Here is a 19,560-nt window from a genome sequence, read left to right as displayed (position 1 = left end):
GACTACACGAAGGCTATGCAAACTATTGTCAAGGATAGTTAAAGTATCGTCAAGGTTCCGGGTCTTACTTTTCGATCGGCGTTCGGTAAGAATGGTGGCATGCCCAGGATTACGCAGCCTCACGACGCCGCATGGTCGGCCGACGTCGAAGCTGCCGTCGCGACCTTCGGCAACAGGTCCCGCAATGAGATCCTGCGTTATCTTTCAGCGCACGGTCCGGCCACCCGCGGAGACATCGTAGAAGCAGTCAGTGCCGGCGAGCCAAGCGTAGCGAAACACCTTCTTGCGCTGGAGGAATCTGGCGCCATCGTGGTGGATGTGGAACCGGGCCGGCGGCATGGCCGGTCGCCGCGGTATTCAGCTAACTCGGCAAGGATCAAGGAGCTATTGGCGGCTCATCTTCAGTATCTTCTGGAGGACTGACTGCAGCCGCTTCCGCTCCCGGGTGGCGTCCAATGTCCCTGTTGAGGTATTCAGAAATGGCTTTCAACGTCTCAGGCGATACGTCACCCAATGTACGCGCGGCGAAAGACTTCACCCGGGCCGCACGGAGGGACTTCACGAACTCGAGCTGCGAATCGATCCGCTCGGGCAATTCGGCGTCGGCACCGGTCAAGTAGGAGGGGTCGACGTTGAAGATGTTGCACAGCCCACCCAATAGCACCGGATCGCTGACTAGACGTCCAGTCCCCTCTTTCATGTAGAACCACCGCGCGCGGGACAACTTGATGCCCTTAGCCTCGAGCTCGGCCTGTACTTCCCGGAATGTCACGGGCCTTCCGCGTTCAGCAACGACGACGTCTAGCAGCAAATTCAGGCGACGAGCTAGCTGGGCCTGGGGAGACAACGTGTCGCCACGCCCCGTCTCGTCAGTCCGCATCGTCTACCCCTCGATCAGCAGTTCCGGGGCCGACGGCTCCGCCAGGCGCTTCAGCCTCCCTCCGCCCCAGTATTCCGTGAGTCTTCCGGCGCGGCAATCAGTTCCTCAATTCGACGGTCAAGACAAGACATCAGAACTGACGCGGCTGACGGCGGCAGTGGTAGGTCCCGGATCCCTGGAACCGCCGCATCCTGCCACACCTCCAGGACCGCCGGCGGCACCACGGCATTCGCGTCCAGGTGGTACGAGACCTCAGTCAGCACATCTCCAAGGGCCCGCAGAAATTCGACGCGCTCGTCTGGCGAGCCGTAGTGCCAGTACCGTTCGGCTCGGAGAGCCAAAGCCGCTTCGGCAAGGGCCTTGATCTGTGGGTGATCTTGCATGGCAAACTCCTCACGTCCTGTGAGGATCATTTCCAATGCCGCACTCTTCCAACATGACACCCAATGGGAGTACCCTGCATGTGTAGACCCGTCTACAAGCAATTCTTCTTTTCCTCAGGTTATGGTCTCCATGTCGAGCATCTTGATGAACAAAACGCGAAGCCGAATCGTCCGTTTCCTGCTGAGGAACGGTCCCTCGAGCTGTGGCACCATCGGCACCAATCTCCACACGTCGCCGTCGAACGTCCGCCGGCACCTCCACTTGCTTCGAGATGCCGGCCTCGTGCAACACTCATCAGCTCAGTTCAGCGCTTCCCCCGAGCACGTCCGGCTGAACGCCGTAGCGCTGGCGGCAAGCTTCCACGTATCCGTCATGTCGTCCCAATACCCTGCTCCCATGAATCAGGAACAGACCTCGCCCTTGGGCCGGCATCAACGACGGAGAACCACATGACCACGACCCCAGAAAGCAGTAACAGCGCAGAAACTGCCGACGAGCAATGGCTGACCCCGAAGGACATCTGCACCCAGCTACAGATTCCAGAGCAGACGTTCTACCAGTGGCGGGTGAAACACCTCGGGCCCCGCGCCTACCGAATCGGTAGACATTTGCGGATCAGCCGTACAGACTACGACTCCTGGTTGTCCTCGCGCTTGGAGGCTTGATGTCACCAAGACCTCCGTTGCCGCTCGGCACATGGGGCAAGATCCGCCGTCGGAAACTCCCAAGCGGCCGGTGGCGAGCCACAGCCAGATACCGGGATACAGACGGCATAACACGTGCAGCGGAAGCTTGGGGTGACACCGGGGCCAGCGCGGAGCGAGCCCTGGTGACCATGCTGAAGGACCGTCAATCTCCGGTCCAATCCGAGATTTCCCGCAGCATGCGACTTTCTGAGCTCAGCACACTTTGGTTCGCCGAAATCGAAAGCAGCGGCCGTGCTGGCCGCCGGACCATCGATGGCTATAAAGACACGTACAACCGAGTCGTTTCGCCTGCCCTTTCGGGCCTGCGGCTCAACGAACTAACGACGGGCAGGCTCGACCGGTTCTTGAAAAACGTTGCCGTCGACCATCCAGCCACAGCCCGGCACTCAAAAATAGTCCTCACCGGAATCATTGGATTAGCCGTACGGCACGATGCCCTTCACAGCAATCCAGTCCGCGATGTCGGACCCATCAAGGTCGCAAAGAAGGACGTCATGGCTCTATCGGTCAAAGACGTTCAGAAGCTCCGAACTGTCATTGCCAGGTGGCAAGAGGACCCCACACACCAAGGACGTCCGCGTGCCACAGATCTACTGGACGTTCTCGATATCTTCCTTGCAACGGGCGCCCGAATTGGCGAGGTCCTGGCCATCCGTTGGCAGGACCTCGACCTCGAAGCGGAACCGCCAACCATTACCGTCTCGGGTACTGTCGTCATGGAGAAAGGCCGCGGCGCCTACCGGCAAGACCATCCGAAGACAAAAGCCGGCTTCCGCACGATGAAGGTGCCACCTTTTGCCGCGCAAACACTCCGACGCAAGCAAGCAGCCGAGCAGCCCAAGCCCGAAGACATGTTGTTCCCGTCTTCCACAGGAACCGTTCGCAGCCCACACAACTTCCGCAGGCAATGGCGGGACGCCCGGGCGGGGTCCCCCTATGAATGGGTCACTCCGCACGTCTTCCGGAAATCCGTTGCCACGCTGATTGACCACGAGTACAGCTCAAAGCACGCCGCGGCGCAACTCGGTCACTCGGGAACAGCCATCACAGAAAAGCACTACATCGCAAAAGCCACGGAATCCCCCGATCTCACCGATGCACTCGAGCGATTCGGGAGCCAGGAACAAGGCGATGGTCACGTCAAGTGACGTCTTGCACTAACTCCAGTTCCCACGTGGGCTGAGAACACAACCGTTGTGTACGGCCGGGACATTAGTTCGTGGCTCAGCCTTAGACCCGCGCGGCACGTGCTGGCGCTCCGGACCTTCCGTTTCGCCGTTCCTATGCATCAGGTCGGTTACGAATGGCTGAAGTGGCACACCGCTGGGGAGGCACACTTACCCGTACGGGTACAGACGTTGCACTCGGAGCCGTCCATTGATTCCAACATCCCTCATCCGAATCACGCCAAGGTCGGCCATATAGTGCAGGAACTGGCTGGTGGCAACGCCTGAGGCGAACGTTGGTGACTTGGAGACCTGCCKATCGAGAAGAGCAGCATAGTCACCCCCGAGGACGTTGAGGACGGTGGCCACATCGTCGGGAAGCTCAGATCGGGCAGGCTGTCGGACGAGTAGGTCGAGAAGGAGCGCACGGTTCGCGCCGGCGCGGGCGAGGTCGAGAACTTGAGCCAGGTTCGTATCCACTTGGTGTCTAACGAGGTGCTCGACTATTGCCGTTGCGTTGGCTGCCCGGGTCGTGCCCGCCAGGAACTGGTCAAGCAGCGACAGCGACATTGCGCGGACGGGCAGCGAAATCCGCGCACTGGAGATGAAAGCGCTGACATCATCGGCCTTGACCAGTCTGGTAACCTCGCTGACATCCGGCGCAGGGACGCTGGCCAGCAGAGCCTCCCTTATTGCCCAAGTCGATGTCTGATCCGCGACCCGACGCAACTGAACGACGTCGATCAACTGGTCGCTGATGAGTCGCAGGGCGACAGACTCTTCTGCCTGAAGCACAGCATCTGCTTCTAAGGCGACGGAGCCGGCAGCCTCTTCCAAGAATTCGCCGATCGTATCGGCGGTTAGAAGAATTGGATACGACTTTGACGCCTTGATGATCCCATTCACGAGTTCGGCCGAAGCGTCAGCCGAGATCGTCGGCCGGGGGCGCTGGTGCAGAGCGTATGCGATCGATTCGGTGATTCTTCCAGCCGAAGACATACGGGCGAACAGGTTGTCTGTCGTCGGCCGGGCACGCTGTTCAAAAAGAAGAGCATCTTGCGCGGGTCCCTCGAGGCTGTCGACGGTGTCGACGGTCGCTTCTGGCGACGAACGCGAAGCGACTTGCCGAAGAATCTCCATGCCGTCGCTGCTGTCGCCGACGTGTTTGACTAGGTCGGCGAGGATTGCTTCGAGGGCTTCAGGTGCGCGGACTGTGATCAGTGTTGCACCGTCATCATCACGAAGCTCCAAGTACTCACGAATCCTGGGCAGCGTGGCCTCGTACAGATCGTGGTATTCCCTGATGTGCTCGAGCGACACGAGAGCCTCGTCGCCCAGGTCTGTAAGGACTCGAAGATTCGACATGCTCATGGAAAACATGCCATTGGGCACGAGCACATCTCTTGCGGCGAGCGAAACAGGACCGATAGAAGCGATCCGGACATTGAGCTGGGCCAGACAGTGAGCTGCCTGCTTCGCGCTTTCGCCCACGTTGGTCAGCGACGATAGCGATTGCTGATTCTCCGCGGCATACTGCTGCACGGCTGGATCGGAGGCAACTTCATCTGGCAAACCACCAGGACGCACACTGCCGATCACGGTATCGAACAGGGCCGGGCGTAAGTCATGGGGTACTGCCGAGTCCGTGGCGATAAACGCAACTATGCTGGGAGCCAACTTGGCAAGGTAGCCCACCATGTCGTTCTGAGAGTCTACTGGGGCATCAGCTCCGTACCTCTGGAAGTAGTCCCGCAACACAGCCCGGTCCTGTTGGGTCCAGCTTCGGAGTTGCGCCGTGACGCGATGGACAACATCCGGTCGGTGAGCGACAAGGTAGGCAAGGACATGGATGTTGACCATGCCCGCCCGTTCGAGAATGGAGTCGCCYTTCTCCACAAGCACCTGCTCGACTGAAGCAAATGAGACGAAGTCAAGGGCACGCCGTCCTGGCTGTTCCAACACTCGTGTAACAAAGTCCTGCGCGTCAACGCTGAGGAACTCGACGTCGAAAGTGGCGCTGAGTAGAGCGAAATTCTGTGTGAGGAGGTCTCCGGCAATGAGGTCGGCGGAGAGCCCCTCACCAAGGACGTCCACAACTATCTGCGCGAACGATCGCTCGACGTCGGCTACGCCGCTATCGTGCTGTCGACCAACGCTCTCTATGGGCTGTGCCAACGTGAATTGAGGCGACTGCCATAGCTTGGCCCACGTCGCCTGCTCCAGTTCGGCCCGGTCCTTTTCCAGCAGCCTACGCTCGTCTACGTCAACTGGAGCAGGGGTCTGTGCGGCAAAATTCAACGAGATGTCGAACGCCGCTTCAAGCTGCCCGCGGTTAAGGTAGCGCTGCTGGACGAACAAGATAGCTTCACCGGCGGCGACTTTACGCCAGAGTTCTAAATCTTGCAGTTCTGCTTCCGTGAGTGCCTGATAGTTTGTCGAATACTGGGACGCAACATGCTTTTGAAGTGGTACTCCGAGTGCGCCGGCTTGCGCGAATACACGGGTTCCCAGTTTTCGGGCATGTTCCTCGTGCAGGTGATCAGTGGGACCGTTCAGCAGTTCATTGATGCGCTCTAAATTCGTGGCAATGAGCTCACGTGACAGATCTAGGACACGGTGGAGTTGCCCTTCACCGAGCCGGATCCGTTCAAAATCAGCGACCTCATGGTTCTTGTAGAGGATCAGAGCGAGTAGTCGATCCGGCGTGAGTTCGGCCGGGTGATGGCCCGGACGCAGGAGCCGGTCACGGTACATGCTGAACTCGTTGCGGATGTTTCGGATTTGACGCTGATCCGGGAAGTACTGTGCGATTGCTCGGACCAGCTCATCACTGGGGAGTTCTGCGGTCGTAACATCTTCGCTCTGGCCGGCAGCAAGGAGGTCGAGCTCCTTTCTGAGGGCACCCCGGGCATTTTGCTTTGTAATGAACGGCACGACGGGGACGATGAGGTCAAAAAATTTCGTGCGCCCGAATGCATCGTGCCGAACGTCGTCCGTCGACTGAGTCTTCGTTGTGATGAGGGAGTCACGGATCGCGTAGACGAATACGATGGGACCGCTAAAAAAACTCGATTGTGCATTGCGAGGATTAAAGTCAGCATGCCCAGGCATGTGGCCGGTAATTTGGTAGTAGAGGTGCCGCATGCCGTGTAATTTCGGAAACTTCAGCTGCGCCGCGTGATTAAGGAGGACATTAAGCGCGCGAAGATCTTCGAAGACCTCCACGTTGCTGAACCGGTCCATATCCTCGAGAATCACAATCCTCTTCCGCGACGCCTGGAAGAAGTAGACGATCTCGTCCAAGTAGTCGTCGAAGTAGCTACCCTTTTTGTCTGAGAGCGTGAGTTTGGCCGGCCCTGCCGTAAGGTCGCTAATTGCCCAGCGGCCGTTGGTTAGTCGCAACAATAGAAAAACGATCAGCGAGGAAGCCAAGAAGGTCGGCACGTAGGCCTCGGGCATCCATTTCAGCCGGAGCGGCCCTTGTCCAAGCGCGATCACGATCGTAATGAGCCACTGCACGGCGATTCCGGCAAGCCCGGCAGTCAAGGCCCACCACAGGCCTCGCGCCCAGCGGAACCGGGTGACTCGCGGGAACCGTGAAGCGGGGGTCTTTGCTGGATCGACTACGTAGAGGATCTGCTTAACGATCTCCTTCTGAAGTTCGTTGGCAGTGACTAGAGTAACTTCGCTTGCCGAACCCGGAGGACGGACCGTCGCAAGGGACACCTGGACGGTCTGAGCATCATAGCGCTGAACCAGACCGTCGAGAATGCTGCTCTTTCCGGCCCCATACGCTCCGGACAAGGCAATATTCGTGGCATTGCAGCCCTCAATACCTTCGACAAGGGCGCGGAGGTAGGTACCGTGCAGTTCAGGTTTGTAATGTGGGCCAAGATCCTCGAGCGCGTGCCAGTGACCTCCTGCTTCGGGCACTTCCTCCCCCTCAGACGTCTGTGCCCTGTCAGGCGCGGGTTCCCCCTGATTTTGGCCCAATCACGTTCCTTTCAGTGCTGCTTCAGCCTATCGTGACAATTGCGGCCCCACGACGCTTCGTCCTTCCGATGACCAAGCGAGCCAAACCTGGCGCCCGTAGCATGCAACGGCCCCCTGGCATATGGTTTGGCACGGAAGCCCCTATCCGGCGCCGCGACCTGCAAGTCGCGTCAGCGCCCGCATCTGGATTCCTGCCCAAAACGTCGGGTAAACGTCGGCTGGATCCAATAACGGGCAAGAGAAAGGCCCTCCAACCCAACGTTTCCGCAGGTCAAAGGGCCTTCAACGTGGAGCTAAGGAGATTCGAACTCCTGACATCTTCGATCGTGCCATCGCAAGAGTTCTGGTCGATGCCCTCGCGTATCCGATCAGCTTGCTCACGACCGCTCCACGGCATCTCGTAACTAAATGGTCAGTACCTCCGCCGATTCAACCGCGAGGTTTCGACACATGGTTATGAGAATCGCTGGCTCGCGGCGTTCCGGCGTTCCTTTGTCGCTTTCAGAAGTCGTCTGCACAAATTTCACTACTCCTCTGCACAGCCATTTGACGGCAGAAAAGCCCATGAGGAAACACGCTAGCGGACCGGCTTGCGAGCATTAAGAGCCGCTCGCTTAGGCGACAGAATGTCCGCCGCCGAACGCTCACCATGATTACACTGAGGTGGGGATGTTCTGACGCGCCATCTGGTGGAGCGTTCCGGCGGGACGATTCGCGAGGCGGGTCCGCATCCTCTCCCGAGCTCCGGGAGTCTGACCGCCGTCTTGTCATCTCTCCCCGGCAAACAGGAATCGAGCGATGGGCAATGCGGATCCTCATCTCCGGCGCCAGCATCGCCGGCCCCGCTGCGGCGTACTGGCTCAGCCGATACGGCCACACGGTGACCGTGGTCGAACGCGCCCCCCGGCTCCGCAAGTCAGGTGGGCATGCTGTAGACCTGTTTCGACCCGCATTGGACATCCTCGAGCAGATGGGGGTGCTGACCCAGGTCCAAGACAAGGCGACAGGCATCAACCGGGCAACCATCTTCACTCCGGGAGCCAAGCGCCCCGTCGAGGTGAAGATCGATAAGATCGTCAACGCCGTCTCCGACCGGCATGTCGAGATCATGCGCGACGACCTGAGCGAGATCCTGGTCGCCAGCACCCGGGACGAAGTCGAGTACGTATTTGGCGACTCCATCGCCACAGTCTCCGCGGAGAGCGGCAAGGTCACCTTCGAACACGCCGAGCCGCGGTCTTTCGACGTGATCGTCGGCGCCGACGGGCTGCACTCGAACGTGCGGAGCCTCGTCTTCGGGGACGAGAGGCACTTCAGCTCCTTCCTCGGGGCCCATCTGGCAGTGTTCTCCCTACCCAACTACCTGGGGCTCGACCGCCGCAGGATCGCCTATCTGGACGTGGGCCGGCTGGCGGCAACCTACAGCGCCCAGCACATGGACGATGCCAGGGCGCTCTTCCTGTTCCGCACGGAGCGCCCGCTCGTGTACGACCACCACGACGATGCCCGACAGAAGGAGCTGCTGCGCGAGGTCTTCGCCGGCATGGATGGCGAGGTCACCCGGTGGCTGGACGAACTTGACAAAGCTCCGGCCTTCTACTTCGACGCGATCACTCAGCTGACCATCGAGACCTGGTCGCGAGGCCGAGTCACGCTCGTGGGCGATGCCGGCTACTGCCCCGGTCCTGTCGTCGGCGGCAGCGCGAGCCTTGCCGTCGTCGGGGCCTACGTGCTGGCGGGCGAGCTGGCCACGGCCGAAGGCGACTGTGAGCGTGCTTTCATCGCCTGTGAACGGGAAATGGGCGAGTACGTGCGGGGCAGCCGATCGCTGGCCCGCCGCGCGGCCCGGACCCTGATCCCGGCCAGCCGGGCGCAGGTGTGGACACTTGCCCAAAGCGCCCGGCTGATCTCCCACCTGCCCGCCGGCCCTCTAAGGGCCGTGGCTCGGCTCAGCAACCAAGGTCTGCGCCTGGCCGATTCAATGACGGTGAAAGACTACGCCGGGAAGCAGCGGCCCATGATGTGAGGCCACGTCGGAGCCGGACGGAGTCGCTGGTCAACTGAACGCCCGATACCTTCTGCCCGCACCCTGTGAAACAGGCGCACAGAGCCCACACGATCGGTTGCCGGACTCGTGCGGCCTCCAGGCCGCGAAACCGGGCGGGGCATGTAACGGGGGCACTCATAGGAACCCCAGCTGTACCTGAACAGGCTCCACTGACTCCTACTTTAGGAGGCGCACGACTGTCGTCTCAGTGTGGGCCGGATCCGGTGTCGGATCTCCGTAGATCTCCCAGGAGTGCCCGGCAGACTCCCTACGATGCTCCGCAATCCACTCGTCGATCGCGTTGTACGCCTCGTTCATGCGGTCGTACGTCCCACGGTGGACTGCCACAGCGGCATCGCCCTCTGGCGTTTCGGTCGCATACACCTCCCCTGCCGTTTCAAAGGTGCGCGTGACTTCGACGCCGAAGTCGCACAGAATAGGCGCGCCGGGCTCGTTCGAGTGGTGGTAGACGAAGATGTTGTGGCCATCCGTCCACAGACCCGGCTGGCTGCGAATGAAGTCCCAGACCTTGCCCACCGCAGGCCCCCATGCCGAGCCAACTTCGTTCGGCGCGATCTCGCGCCGGACTGCGGCCAGCTTGCGGGGGCGAACAGTGTGTAGGTTGACTGAGAACGTCATGCCGAGATTCTAAATCAAGCTGAGGGGTCCGATGACTTTCGACACCTTTCGGGCGACGAACCCGAAGGTCCGGTGGTAGTGCAGGCGCAAACGAGACCGGCCAGAGTGTTCGCCGCTCGATGTTTAGGGCTCGTTCTGCTCTGGTGCCCGCTGAGGATCCCTTGATGAGACGACGAAAAGCCGCCCACGCCCAGCGGGCGAACGGGAGGTTGGACGTCAGGATCATGGAGGCGTGTTCGTAGCGGCCGGAGACGAGCTGGAAGAACAGATTCGCGGCATCCTGATCGAACGGCATATAGCCCACTTCATCGACCTATGCGGATGTCCGCAGAGATTGATCATATTGGGCTGTTGCCGGTGGCCACGGACGCCGCCGAAGGCCTCTACCGGGTCGTGGATGAAGCCTACGAAAAACGCTCTGTCGCGATCAGCTCCAACCTTCAACCCCAAGGATGGCCAACCCCGCCGAACCAATCAGTGGGCAGATCTGTTGGCCATCACCGGGCAGTTTCACTGGCCACCAGCGGGCACATCAACTGACCGCCCATGGGCAGAACCTAATGGCCATTGACACAGGGCACTTCTGAAATTTCAACGTCCATACTCGTCTGCACGACCCCGGCATTCCGCGGGCACCTGAGAAGTGGACTTCCGAAAACGACACTTCCGTCCAATGCCGTTTCTAGCCGCAAAACGTCCGGTAAACGTCGACTGGTCCTATAAACGGGCAAGAGAAAAGCCCTCCAACCCGACGTTTCCGCAGGCCAATGGGCTTTCAATGTGGAGCTAAGGAGATTCGAACTCCTGACCTCTTCGATGCGAACGAAGCGCTCTACCAACTGAGCTATAGCCCCGGAACAGTCCGCCTCCCCGAGGGGAACGCCGGTACCGGTGAACTTAGGCTACAAATATTCCCTTCGCATTTCCAATTGATGTCAGGCCCGGCGGCGCTGCAGGACGTCGTCGAGGTTGCTCAGGGCGCTCTGGGCCTTGGTGAGGGGCTTGGCCGTAGGCACGGGCGGAACGGTGGTGCTGCCCTGCTTCAGGGACGGCTTACCAACGGCCTTTGGCGCCTCCGGCAGGTCCAGCGGTTCAGGGGCAGGACGCTCGGCTTTTGCGGCCTCAACGTACACAGGCTTGGGCACGTCCACAGGTTCCCAGGTGGTTGCGGCGTGAGCGGACTGCCTGGCCTCGCTCGCACTGGCGTCTCCCGCGGCAACAGCGACGGCCAACGCGGCTTCCCTGAGTTCCACCGCGGTGAGCGGCTTCGGCGCAGGCGTATGCGCCTCGGCGTCAAAGAGCCGGCTTTCCGGCCGGGCAGCAGGGACGGGCTTGTCCGGGACCTCGGCGGCTGGTTCCTGGCGGCGCACGGGGGCGCTCATGGCGGAGCGGAAGGCTGCCTGCACCTTGGCTTTGCGGTCCCGCACAGCCAAATAGCGCAACAGCACCACGGCGAGCACCGTGGCGGCCAAACCCGCAATCGGCACCAGGGCCGTTCCCAGCCCAAAGAGCAGCAGGACTACTGAAACAAAGGCGGTCAGCAATCCCGCGACGCCGGCGAGGGCGACGGCGGTCCGGCCGTATCGGATCCGGAACGCGCCCGTCGTTGCACTGCTGGAGGGCGCGGCTACGGTTTCGGGGCTCTTCCTGATATCCATGACTTTCTCCTGCGGGGCGGCGATGTTCATGACCATCCCGGCTCTCGGGTCCGATGATTCAATAGCGGGAACATCCGTGAAATAGTCGGCAGCGGCCTGGGCCTGGTGCCGATGTTTCCGCAGGACGTAAGGCGCAACCCATACGATCCAGAGCACAACGGCAACCACAAGGATCACTGAGCTGCTGAGAGGGAAGTCCACAATCAAAACCGTATGAGTATTCGGCCGGCCTCTCCCGCATTAGCCTCGGTGTGTCGCGGGCAACGTGGCAAATCACTGGATTTATGACCCCGGAAGAGCCTTTGCAGGTCAGGCCCGGGTTGCCAACCATCGGTTGAGCAGTCCTTCGGGTACTTCTTCCGCCGTCAACGCGAACGTCCGGTGGTCAGCCCAGTCCCCGTTGATGTGCAGGAAACGGGGCCGGTAACCTTCATCGCGGAAGCCGAGTTTCTCCACCACCCGCAGGCTGGGGCCGTTCTCCGGCCGGATGTTGATCTCCATCCGGTGCAGCCCGAGGACCTGGAAACAATGGTCGGTGGCCAGGGCCACAGCGGTGGGTGCGATGCCATGCCCGGCGCGCGCCTGATCAACCCAATACCCCAGGGTCGCCATCATGGCCGAACCCCACACAATTGAGGACACTGTCAGCTGGCCGACGATCGCGGGCGCGGCTGACCTTGGCGTGCGTTCGGTGATCAGGAACGGCAAGGCGGTGCCTTGGGCTGCCTGTATCTTCAGGGACCGCACCATCTGCCGGTAGTCCGGGAGGAGGCCACCGGGCGCCGGATTGGAAGCTTCCCAGGGCTCCAGCCACTCCCGGTTGCGTGACCGGACCTCGGTCCATTCCTTCTTGTCCCGATACCTGATGGGGCGCAGGACCAGGTCACCGCACTCCAGGGTGGTGGGCCAGATGGGTCCGGGACGCACGGCAGCTATTTAGCGAGGCCGGCAGTGAAGCCCGGCAGCCACTCCCGAAGGCCGGGGCCGAGGTCCTCGCTGTCAATGGCAAGCTGGACGCAGGCCTTGAGGTAGCTGAGCTTGTCACCGGTATCGTAACGGCGGCCGCGGAAGACCACCCCGTAAACGCCGTAGCCCTCGCCCTCGCCGGCGGCCAGTTCCTGCAGGGCGTCCGTCAGCTGGATTTCCCCGCCGCGGCCCGGGCCCGTGCGCTCCAGCACCTCGAAAACTTCAGGGTGGAGGACGTAGCGGCCAATGACGGCCAGGTTTGAGGGCGCCTCGTCCACGTCGGGCTTTTCGACGAGCTTGTTGATCCTGACGTAGCCTTCACCATCGATGGCCTGGACGTCGGCGCACCCGTAGGCACTGATCTGGGAGGGCTCCACCTCAATGAGGGCCACCACGGATCCGCCGGTCTTGGCCTGTACGTCGATCATGGTGCTGAGGAGCTCATCCCGGGCATCGATCAGGTCGTCACCGAGGAGGACAGCGAACGGTTCGTTGCCGACGTGCTGCTTTGCGCGAAGCACCGCATGGCCCAGGCCGTTGGGGTCACCTTGGCGGACGTAGTGGATGTCACCAAGGTTGCTGGCTGCCTGAATTGACTCGAGCTTGGCCATGTCGCCTTTGGCTTCCAGAGTGTCCTCCAGCGAAGGAACCCTGTCAAAGTGGTCCTCGAGGGCGCGCTTGTTGCGTCCCGTGATCATCAGGATGTCGTTGAGACCAACGTGGACCGCCTCTTCAACCACGTACTGGATGGCAGGCTTGTCCACCACCGGAAGCATTTCCTTGGGCATTGCCTTAGTGGCCGGCAGGAACCTGGTGCCGAGGCCGGCTGCAGGGATAACGGCTTTGCGTACAGTCTGCTGAGAGGTAGTCACTGGACTAATCTAACGGAGGGGCTGATCATTCAGTAATTCCTGGGCGCCCCTATCCTGCATACCGCAGGGCAGCACATCTGCAAGACGTCACGTGGAAGAGGGAACGGTATGTCCGAGCGCGACAGGGCGGCCAAGGAAGGCATCCGGGCCCGCCACCGGGAGCAACGCGCGGCCACGGAACCTGGCCGGCGCGACGCAGCCGGTGCCGGGCTTGCCGTCCACGGGGCAACGTGGGCTGACCAACTGGCCGGCGCAACGCCGTCGACCTTTTGCGCCTATCTGGGCGTGGTTCCTGAGCCGCCCACACTGCCGCTGATCAGCGAACTTCACCGCCGCGGCCACACAGTCCTGCTCCCCGTTTGCGAGCCGGATCGCCAACTGAGCTGGACCCGCTGGACGCCCGGGGCGGAGTTTATCCGCAGCCGGTTTGCTCCCGTGCTGGAACCCGCCGGACCGCGCCATGACCTCTCCATCATGGCCTCCGTGTCCGGGCTCCTGATCCCCGCCACGGCCCTTGATCTCAGCGGGAACCGGATAGGCCAGGGGGGCGGCTACTACGACGTCCTCCTGGGCTCACTGGCCAGCCAAGGGCTGGACATTCCGCTCGCGGCCGTCGTGTTCGATGGCGAAGTGCTGCCAGCCGGAAGCATTCCCGCCGAAGCGTTTGACCGGAAGGTCCCTGTCGCCCTGACCCCGTCCGGGCTGGTTCGGCTGTCGACTCCCGCATGACCGGGGCTCCGGCAGTCTCAAGAGCTGCTTGTTTGAGGTGATAGAATTGGCACTCAGGCCCTGAGACTGCTAATGAACGACCCGCTCGTTCCAGGCAATGCAGGACCTCTCGTTTGCCCAAGAGGAGGATCACCAGTGCCCACTTATGCCTACGCCTGCAAGGATTGCGGCCACGCCTTCGACGTTTTCCAGTCGTTTACCGACAGCACCCTGACGTCATGCCCGGAGTGCCAGGGAGCCTTGCGCAAGAAGTTCAACAGCGTTGGTGTCGTCTTCAAGGGCTCCGGTTTTTACCGGACCGACTCCCGCGATGCCAAAGGCAGCACGGTTTCTGCCGCACCCGCGGCGGCTCCCGCCCCGGCAGCTGCACCGGCCCCGGCCGCCGCAGCTGCAGCCAGCTGACGCTACTAGCTGCCTTCAGTAAAGGACCCGTCCGTAGCAACGGACTAATCCGCTTGCGCTGAACACGGTGTTGCGGCACTGTTTGAGGCCGCGTCCGACGCCGGCAGCACAGTTGTCCACATAGGCACCTCAGCTGCTGTGCGGCGAGGTCTCCTGAACATAGCGTGGGTGCCATGCCAGCCACGCTCTTCCGCCCCAGACGCGGAGCCGCCCCACCCGCGAGTGCCGTCCGCCGCCGTCTGGCGGCCCGAGACACTCGCCGCCCCGGCCGCCGCAGACTTGTCCTATGGCTGAGCCGGAACCGTCGCCTCGCCATCGCCCTCCTGCTGTGCATTGCCGCCGGGATCACCGTCCATCAGCTCACTCCCGCACCCGCGGACACTGCCACGACGCTGGCCGCCGCACGGGACCTGCCCGCCGGAACAGCATTGGCAGCCACTGACCTGGCGCCCGTGAAGATTCCCCCGCAGCTGGTAAGCCCCGGGTTTATATCCAACCCAAGCGAGGCCACGGGCAAACAACTGGCAGCACCACTCCGGAAAGGACAGCTGTTGACGGATTCCCAACTGCTGGGTCCCGGCCTCCTGACCGGAACGCCTCCCGGTTCCGCGGCTGTGCCGCTGCGGATGGCGGATCCATCCTCCATCCAGCTGGTGTCCCCCGGGCAGTTGGTTAACGTCGTACTGACCGGCGCCAACGGCTACGACCAAAACTCCCCGTCCGAAGTGCTCGCTTCCTCCGTGCCGGTCCTCTGGACTTCGGGGCAGGGTGGGAAGACGGGCCAGTGGCTCGGCACCGGCGAGACGGACGGGCTGATCGTGGTGGCAGCGGCCCCTGAACAAGCCGCCCGCCTGGCTGGAGCATCCACGCAGGGCAAACTGTTCTTTGTCCTGGTGGGTCCTCAGAGCGCTGCAGGGTGACGCGCCGTGACGGCTATCAGCCCCAGTGCGGCGGCTTGTTCTCCTTCAGCCAGGCATCGTGATCGTCGTCGGTGCCGTCGCCCCAGTTCCGGGGATCGTCCTCAGCGGCCTTGTTCGGCAGAATTCCTGCGGTACCGGTCTGCGGGGTTTCCGGTGCGGGCGCCTGGTCATGGCCTGTGGTGTCCGGCTGGTCGTCGCCTTCGGTACCGGCGTGGCCGGGGTTCTGTGGGTTCACAACAACCTCCCTCTCCAGGCGTCGGGCCTGGTCTTCATTCCTGTCGTTTCCAGCCGTTCCGAGGCGATGCGGGTCCAAATCCTCATCAAAGAATCCTCCCGAGGCGGTGCCGCGTCCAGGTGGCACAACATTCTCAAGGCCCAGGTAGCCTGCGATCCGGTCGGCGCAGGTGGACGGGTCCGTAAAGACCTCTATGGTCCACAGCGGCATGTACCGCCAGCCCATCCGTTCCAGCAGTTGCGGGCGGAGGCGGCTCCGCTCGCGGACGCTCATGGTGCGGTACTGTTCCGTGCCGTCGGATTCGATCGCCACCGGCCAGGGGATATCTGCGTCGTCCTGCCCCATGGTACTCAGCGGGTCAGCTGCAGCCACTACGTCGATCACACCGTCGTACTGGTGCCAGACGCGGGCACCCCGGGCGCGCAGCCGGTCGCCGAGGTCAGCCACCAGGGGATCAGCGCCGAGTGCCTGTTCGCTGGCGGCGGCCCGGGACGCCGGAGTGCCGAGGTCCGTCTTTCCTGCGATTTCCCGGTTCAGGAGCTCGTAGAGTTCCACGGCGCCGTACGAAAGCCGGGTGTGGTCGAGGTCTTCGGGCTGGAAGCATGTCAGGACGTGGATCGACCGCCGGGCACGCGTCATGGCCAGCGCGAATTTTTCGCGGCCGCCCTCAGCGGACAGCGGACCGAAGTTGTGCAGCGCCCGCCCGTGGGGGGTGCGGCCGAAGCCCGGTGAGAAGATGATGTGGTCCCGGACCAGGCCCTGCGCCCGCTCAAGGTCAACCACCCGGAAGGACTCATCACCGCCGCCGAAGAACCCGGCAAGCGTGGGATGGTTGGGCAGTTGCAGCCGGATGGACTCGCCGATCCGTGCCGCGTGCCGGAGGCTGGCAGTCACCACCGCCAGGGACGTGCGGGAACGCAGCCTTGCGTGTTCGAAGACCAACTGCACCACACGGTTGACCTCGGCCACCACGGACTCCACGCCCTCGTGGTCTGCGCTCGGCAGCCCGGTCCCGTCCGGCAGGTACTCGACCGTCAGCGCCCGGTCCAGGCCTGTGGCCGCCTGTCCCTCGGGGAGCCGACGGAGGCCGTCGTCGTAGAAATTCTTGCTCAACTGAAGGACCAGGTCCTCGTCCACCGCGCGGTACACAAAATTCAGGCGCCAGACGGGCAGCACGGCAGACAGCGCAGTGTAGGCACTCTCCACCCGCTGGTGGGCGGCTTCGCCAACAGCCAGGCGCTCCACGCCCACCGTGAAGGTTCGGGGACTGGCGATCTTGGCGTCACCGAAGGCAATGACTTGCTTGGCCCGCGCTATGGAAGGCAGGACCGCCTGCAGGGACGTGGCTTCAGCGTCCAGGATGACCACTGCATCAAAGCGCTGCTCCGCCGGCAGGAGCCCGGTCATCAGGTACGGGCTCACCGACCATACGGGAACCAGCATCGGGACAAGGTCCGGCGCCTGGGCCGTCAGCGCAGCCAACGTCACCCTGCCGTCCTTGAGCAGGCTGCGGAGCAGTTGGGCCTGGCGCGGATGCTCTGCCAGCGCGGCCCGCCACCGCTCGGAAAGATCCCAGCGCAGGCGCGCCGCCCCGCTCGCAATGTGGGCGTTATCGGCAAGCCGGTATTCGGCCTCCAGCTGCCGGAGGGCGTCACCGTCGGACATGGCCAGGTAATCATCGCCGCTGATCATGGCTTCCAGGGCGGACTGCCACCAGGCGAGCTCAAGCTCGGCGGCCACGGACTCTGCCGGAACCTCACGGTCCGCAAGGTCTGCAAGGAGTTCACCCAGGCCGTGTTCGCGCATGTTTTCTATGAGCAGGGTGCGTTCAGGCAGCGTTCGCAGAGTGGTGGTGTCCGCGACCAGCCGTTCGAGCCGTTCCATGAGTTCCTCATAGCGGGCAGTGGCCAGCGAGCCGCCGGCCGCCGTGTGCCGGAGGGCCTCCCCCAGTTCCGTCAGCTCCCGGTCCAGCGAACGGTACAGCACGTTCATTTCGGCGAGCCCGGAGGGGACGGCCGGGTGGCGCTGCGAGGTGGCGTACCCGGACCAGAGCGCCCGCTGCTCCTGGACCAGCACCAACGAACTGTGCAGGTCAGCAATGTGCACCCCTGGCCGGACGTACTCCTTGGCGACGCGGCGCAGCCGGGACCGCTGCATGCCCGCCATGTCGATGTTCCGCTCCCGGCGCCAGGCCGAGGTTGCAGTGGCGGAGATCAGGTCATGGACGGGCCGGTCGAAGATGTCCGGCGTGAACTTGTCCAGGCTTTCGCGGACCGCCACCAGGAGTTCGAGTTGCTCTCCCCATTCAGCGAAAGAGGTACCCAGCCGGATCTCGGCGTGCTCGGCCACACTATGCATCCGCTCGCGGAGGACCGGGAGGTTGGTCGCCACCGAACGGGCCAGTTCCTGGGCCTCCTCGGTCTCCTTGCGGGTGAGGAGCCTGGCACCGTGCCACGGACTGGTGGTGGACGCCCGGCTGAAGCTGCCAAGCTCGGCCGCGCGGTGTAGCCTGCCGGCGAGCTCCTCGCGGTCACGGATGCTGTCCAGCACACTCCGCTTGAGCCGCACCGTGGTGGCCGGGGCCGGGTGAATGGACGTCAGCTCGGCGAGTGACTGCATGGCCTGGTACGGCGAGCAGCCCCAGCGCTGGCGTACGTTGTGCAGGGAGGCCACGTGGTCCACCAGGGCGTGGCGGTGTTCGGTGAGGGTTTTGTGCAGGTTTCCCAGCTGCGGTTCGAGCGACTTCTCGTTGCGAACGATGGCCCGCACCAGCTGGGCCTTGAGCTGCTGCGGCGTGGCGGAGCCGGAGAGCTGGAAAAGGATGGAGTCCAGTCCCAGGGCTTCCAGCTGGCCGGACACTTCGTTCAGGCTGGCACGGCGGTCTCCGACCACCAGTACCGACCGTCCCGCGTCCACCAGCGCGCCGATGGTGTTGATGGCGGTCTGGGTCTGGCCCGTGCCGGGCGGGGTGCTGACCACCAGGGAGTCCCCCGCGCACACGGCGTCAATGACGTACTGCTGGTCCGGGTCGGCATCAAGCAGGAGGAGTTCATCGCTCGGGTGGCGGTCGTCCACACTCGGAAAACGCGTGGTGTCGGGCTGGTCAAAGTCAACCACTTCGCCGCCGCCTGACTTGGCCAGTGCGGTGATGAGCGGGTTGCCGTCGTTGATCCAAGGGTCGTCGAGGTTCCCGGAGAGATCGGCAAAAGTGGACACCAGCAGGTTGTGCTGGGCTTCCGCGCCGTGGATGGGCCTGATCAGGGTGGCAAGCCGGTCCAGGACCGGCTGCGGATCAAAGCGGGCGGTGCTATAGGCGAGGCGGGTGACGGCATTGACGTCGAAAACGATGCCGTGGATGTTCTTCAGGTGCCGGACCAGTGCCGGGTTGATGTGGGCCTGTTCGGTGAGCTGCAGCTCGTAGTCGTCCTCGCCGGGACGGACCGTCAGCGAAATCGCGGTGAGCATGACCGGCGCGGAAATTCGCTGCGGTTTGCCCCCAACGGCGGATGTCCACACCACGGTGCCCGCGGAGAAATACCCCGCGTCAATACCCCTGTCGTTTGCGAGTTCAAAGATTTTCGAGCGGATGTTCCGGGAGGCCCGCGCCGCCACCACGTATTGCTGCTGGTCCCGGATCAAGGTGGACAGCCGGGTACGGCGGCCCGCCATCAGCTGCGCCAGCCCTGATGGGTGGGCGTGGGTCAGGTCAATAGAGCCTTCGGGGGTCTTGGTGAAACGCAGCATGGTGTCTGCCCCGGTGACGGGTTTGAGCCCGGACAGCCATTTTCCAAGCTCCTCAGAACCCTCCGGGTGGCCTTGACCAACTGACACTACTGCCTTCTTTTCTGCGTTTGCACGTGACGCCCTGGACCATACCGGCATGCTTTCGAGCGTAGCCGCAAAAGCGGCCTGGATGAGAGACCGCAACACTCGGTCAGGCCAAATTAGGGGTTTTGGATGCA

The 19,560-nt window shown here is 62.7% G+C and carries 16 protein-coding genes, 1 tRNA gene and 1 pseudogene; 9 read left to right on the top strand and 9 right to left on the bottom strand.

Annotated elements, in window-relative coordinates; translation table 11 throughout:
- Window positions 1–99: 99 nt before the first annotated feature.
- A complete protein-coding gene (locus tag AC1DIM_RS06190; RefSeq protein WP_320536155.1) occupies window positions 100–423 on the top strand; it encodes an ArsR/SmtB family transcription factor in 324 nt (107 codons plus the stop codon).
- 507 nt (window positions 424–930) lie between these two features.
- Here the strand turns inward: AC1DIM_RS06190 and AC1DIM_RS06185 are convergent.
- Window positions 931–1,263 (bottom strand): hypothetical protein, encoded by a 333-nt coding sequence (locus AC1DIM_RS06185; RefSeq protein WP_477709614.1) that lies wholly within the window; start codon window positions 1,261–1,263, stop codon window positions 931–933.
- On the opposite strand from AC1DIM_RS06185, the gene AC1DIM_RS06180 reads away from it, so the two are divergent.
- From AC1DIM_RS06180 to AC1DIM_RS06170, 3 genes are all read left to right on the top strand, one after another.
- Window positions 1,262–1,717 (top strand): winged helix-turn-helix domain-containing protein, encoded by a 456-nt coding sequence (locus AC1DIM_RS06180; protein ID WP_477709613.1) that lies wholly within the window; start codon window positions 1,262–1,264, stop codon window positions 1,715–1,717. The two genes, AC1DIM_RS06185 and AC1DIM_RS06180, sit on opposite strands and share 2 nt — an antisense overlap.
- Window positions 1,714–1,929 carry a helix-turn-helix transcriptional regulator gene (locus AC1DIM_RS06175; RefSeq protein WP_477709612.1) on the top strand — a complete coding sequence of 72 codons (216 nt, stop codon included), beginning with the start codon at window positions 1,714–1,716 and terminating at the stop codon, window positions 1,927–1,929. The genes AC1DIM_RS06180 and AC1DIM_RS06175 overlap by 4 nt, the downstream gene beginning before the upstream one ends.
- 170 nt (window positions 1,930–2,099) lie before the next feature.
- The gene (locus AC1DIM_RS06170; protein WP_477709789.1) at window positions 2,100–3,119 is read left to right on the top strand and encodes a tyrosine-type recombinase/integrase; all 1,020 of its coding nucleotides are present in this window, start codon (window positions 2,100–2,102) and stop codon (window positions 3,117–3,119) included.
- A 189-nt stretch (window positions 3,120–3,308) separates the two neighbouring features.
- Here AC1DIM_RS06170 and AC1DIM_RS06165 read toward each other — a convergent pair whose 3' ends face one another.
- Window positions 3,309–7,070, bottom strand: coding sequence for a YobI family P-loop NTPase (locus AC1DIM_RS06165; protein ID WP_477709611.1), 3,762 nt, complete (start codon window positions 7,068–7,070; stop codon window positions 3,309–3,311).
- Between the two features lie 865 nt (window positions 7,071–7,935).
- Between AC1DIM_RS06165 and AC1DIM_RS06160 the strand changes: the two genes are divergently transcribed.
- Complete coding sequence (locus AC1DIM_RS06160; protein WP_477709610.1) at window positions 7,936–9,156, top strand: FAD-dependent monooxygenase; 1,221 nt, start codon at window positions 7,936–7,938, stop codon at window positions 9,154–9,156.
- A gap of 198 nt (window positions 9,157–9,354) precedes the next feature.
- Here AC1DIM_RS06160 and AC1DIM_RS06155 read toward each other — a convergent pair whose 3' ends face one another.
- Window positions 9,355–9,816: a GyrI-like domain-containing protein gene (locus AC1DIM_RS06155; RefSeq protein WP_477709609.1), complete on the bottom strand. Its 462-nt coding sequence runs from the start codon at window positions 9,814–9,816 to the stop codon at window positions 9,355–9,357.
- Window positions 9,817–10,006: 190 nt separating this feature from the next.
- A pseudogene (locus AC1DIM_RS06150) lies at window positions 10,007–10,129 on the bottom strand (ATP-binding protein); the annotation flags it as partial.
- A gap of 2 nt (window positions 10,130–10,131) precedes the next feature.
- Here AC1DIM_RS06150 and AC1DIM_RS06145 point away from each other — a divergent pair.
- Window positions 10,132–10,356 (top strand): ATP-binding protein, encoded by a 225-nt coding sequence (locus AC1DIM_RS06145; RefSeq protein ID WP_477709608.1) that lies wholly within the window; start codon window positions 10,132–10,134, stop codon window positions 10,354–10,356.
- A gap of 241 nt (window positions 10,357–10,597) precedes the next feature.
- On the opposite strand, the gene AC1DIM_RS06140 is transcribed toward AC1DIM_RS06145, so the two are convergent.
- The 4 genes from AC1DIM_RS06140 to galU form a co-directional block, all read right to left on the bottom strand.
- Window positions 10,598–10,670: transfer RNA gene (locus AC1DIM_RS06140), tRNA-Ala, on the bottom strand.
- A gap of 81 nt (window positions 10,671–10,751) precedes the next feature.
- A complete protein-coding gene (locus AC1DIM_RS06135; RefSeq protein ID WP_477709607.1) occupies window positions 10,752–11,675 on the bottom strand; it encodes a hypothetical protein in 924 nt (307 codons plus the stop codon).
- A 108-nt stretch (window positions 11,676–11,783) separates the two neighbouring features.
- Window positions 11,784–12,401 carry a GNAT family N-acetyltransferase gene (locus AC1DIM_RS06130; RefSeq protein ID WP_477709606.1) on the bottom strand — a complete coding sequence of 206 codons (618 nt, stop codon included), beginning with the start codon at window positions 12,399–12,401 and terminating at the stop codon, window positions 11,784–11,786.
- A gap of 5 nt (window positions 12,402–12,406) precedes the next feature.
- Complete coding sequence (gene galU / locus AC1DIM_RS06125; protein ID WP_477709605.1) at window positions 12,407–13,312, bottom strand: UTP--glucose-1-phosphate uridylyltransferase GalU; 906 nt, start codon at window positions 13,310–13,312, stop codon at window positions 12,407–12,409.
- Between the two features lie 108 nt (window positions 13,313–13,420).
- On the opposite strand from galU, the gene AC1DIM_RS06120 reads away from it, so the two are divergent.
- From AC1DIM_RS06120 to cpaB, 3 genes are all read left to right on the top strand, one after another.
- Window positions 13,421–14,041 carry a 5-formyltetrahydrofolate cyclo-ligase gene (locus AC1DIM_RS06120; protein ID WP_477709604.1) on the top strand — a complete coding sequence of 207 codons (621 nt, stop codon included), beginning with the start codon at window positions 13,421–13,423 and terminating at the stop codon, window positions 14,039–14,041.
- Between the two features lie 135 nt (window positions 14,042–14,176).
- Window positions 14,177–14,443, top strand: a complete 267-nt coding sequence (locus AC1DIM_RS06115; protein ID WP_164198708.1) for an FmdB family zinc ribbon protein — start codon at window positions 14,177–14,179, stop codon at window positions 14,441–14,443.
- 173 nt (window positions 14,444–14,616) lie between these two features.
- Complete coding sequence (cpaB, locus tag AC1DIM_RS06110; protein WP_477709603.1) at window positions 14,617–15,363, top strand: Flp pilus assembly protein CpaB; 747 nt, start codon at window positions 14,617–14,619, stop codon at window positions 15,361–15,363.
- 16 nt (window positions 15,364–15,379) lie between these two features.
- Here the strand turns inward: cpaB and AC1DIM_RS06105 are convergent, their stop codons facing one another.
- Window positions 15,380–19,480 (bottom strand): AAA family ATPase, encoded by a 4,101-nt coding sequence (locus AC1DIM_RS06105; RefSeq protein ID WP_477709602.1) that lies wholly within the window; start codon window positions 19,478–19,480, stop codon window positions 15,380–15,382.
- Window positions 19,481–19,560 lie beyond the last annotated feature (80 nt).

Source organism: Pseudarthrobacter sp. 01T43 (assembly GCF_056398665.1).
The sequence above is the reverse complement of the archived record's forward strand: the minus strand, read 5'-3'. Positions and strand labels throughout refer to the sequence as shown.

What these genes read in the sequence shown, in the direction of transcription:
- AC1DIM_RS06185 (WP_477709614.1), bottom strand. Translation starts at nt 1,263, where the DNA reads ATGCAAGATCACCCACAGATCAAGGCCCTTGCCGAAGCGGCTTTGGCT.
- AC1DIM_RS06190 (WP_320536155.1), top strand. Translation starts at nt 100, where the DNA reads ATGCCCAGGATTACGCAGCCTCACGACGCCGCATGGTCGGCCGACGTC.
- cpaB (WP_477709603.1), top strand. Translation starts at nt 14,617, where the DNA reads ATGCCAGCCACGCTCTTCCGCCCCAGACGCGGAGCCGCCCCACCCGCG.
- AC1DIM_RS06105 (WP_477709602.1), bottom strand. Translation starts at nt 19,480, where the DNA reads ATGCCGGTATGGTCCAGGGCGTCACGTGCAAACGCAGAAAAGAAGGCA.
- AC1DIM_RS06160 (WP_477709610.1), top strand. Translation starts at nt 7,936, where the DNA reads ATGCGGATCCTCATCTCCGGCGCCAGCATCGCCGGCCCCGCTGCGGCG.
- AC1DIM_RS06155 (WP_477709609.1), bottom strand. Translation starts at nt 9,816, where the DNA reads ATGACGTTCTCAGTCAACCTACACACTGTTCGCCCCCGCAAGCTGGCC.
- AC1DIM_RS06170 (WP_477709789.1), top strand. Translation starts at nt 2,100, where the DNA reads ATGCTGAAGGACCGTCAATCTCCGGTCCAATCCGAGATTTCCCGCAGC.
- AC1DIM_RS06145 (WP_477709608.1), top strand. Translation starts at nt 10,132, where the DNA reads ATGCGGATGTCCGCAGAGATTGATCATATTGGGCTGTTGCCGGTGGCC.
- AC1DIM_RS06175 (WP_477709612.1), top strand. Translation starts at nt 1,714, where the DNA reads ATGACCACGACCCCAGAAAGCAGTAACAGCGCAGAAACTGCCGACGAG.
- AC1DIM_RS06180 (WP_477709613.1), top strand. Translation starts at nt 1,262, where the DNA reads ATGGCAAACTCCTCACGTCCTGTGAGGATCATTTCCAATGCCGCACTC.
- AC1DIM_RS06120 (WP_477709604.1), top strand. Translation starts at nt 13,421, where the DNA reads ATGTCCGAGCGCGACAGGGCGGCCAAGGAAGGCATCCGGGCCCGCCAC.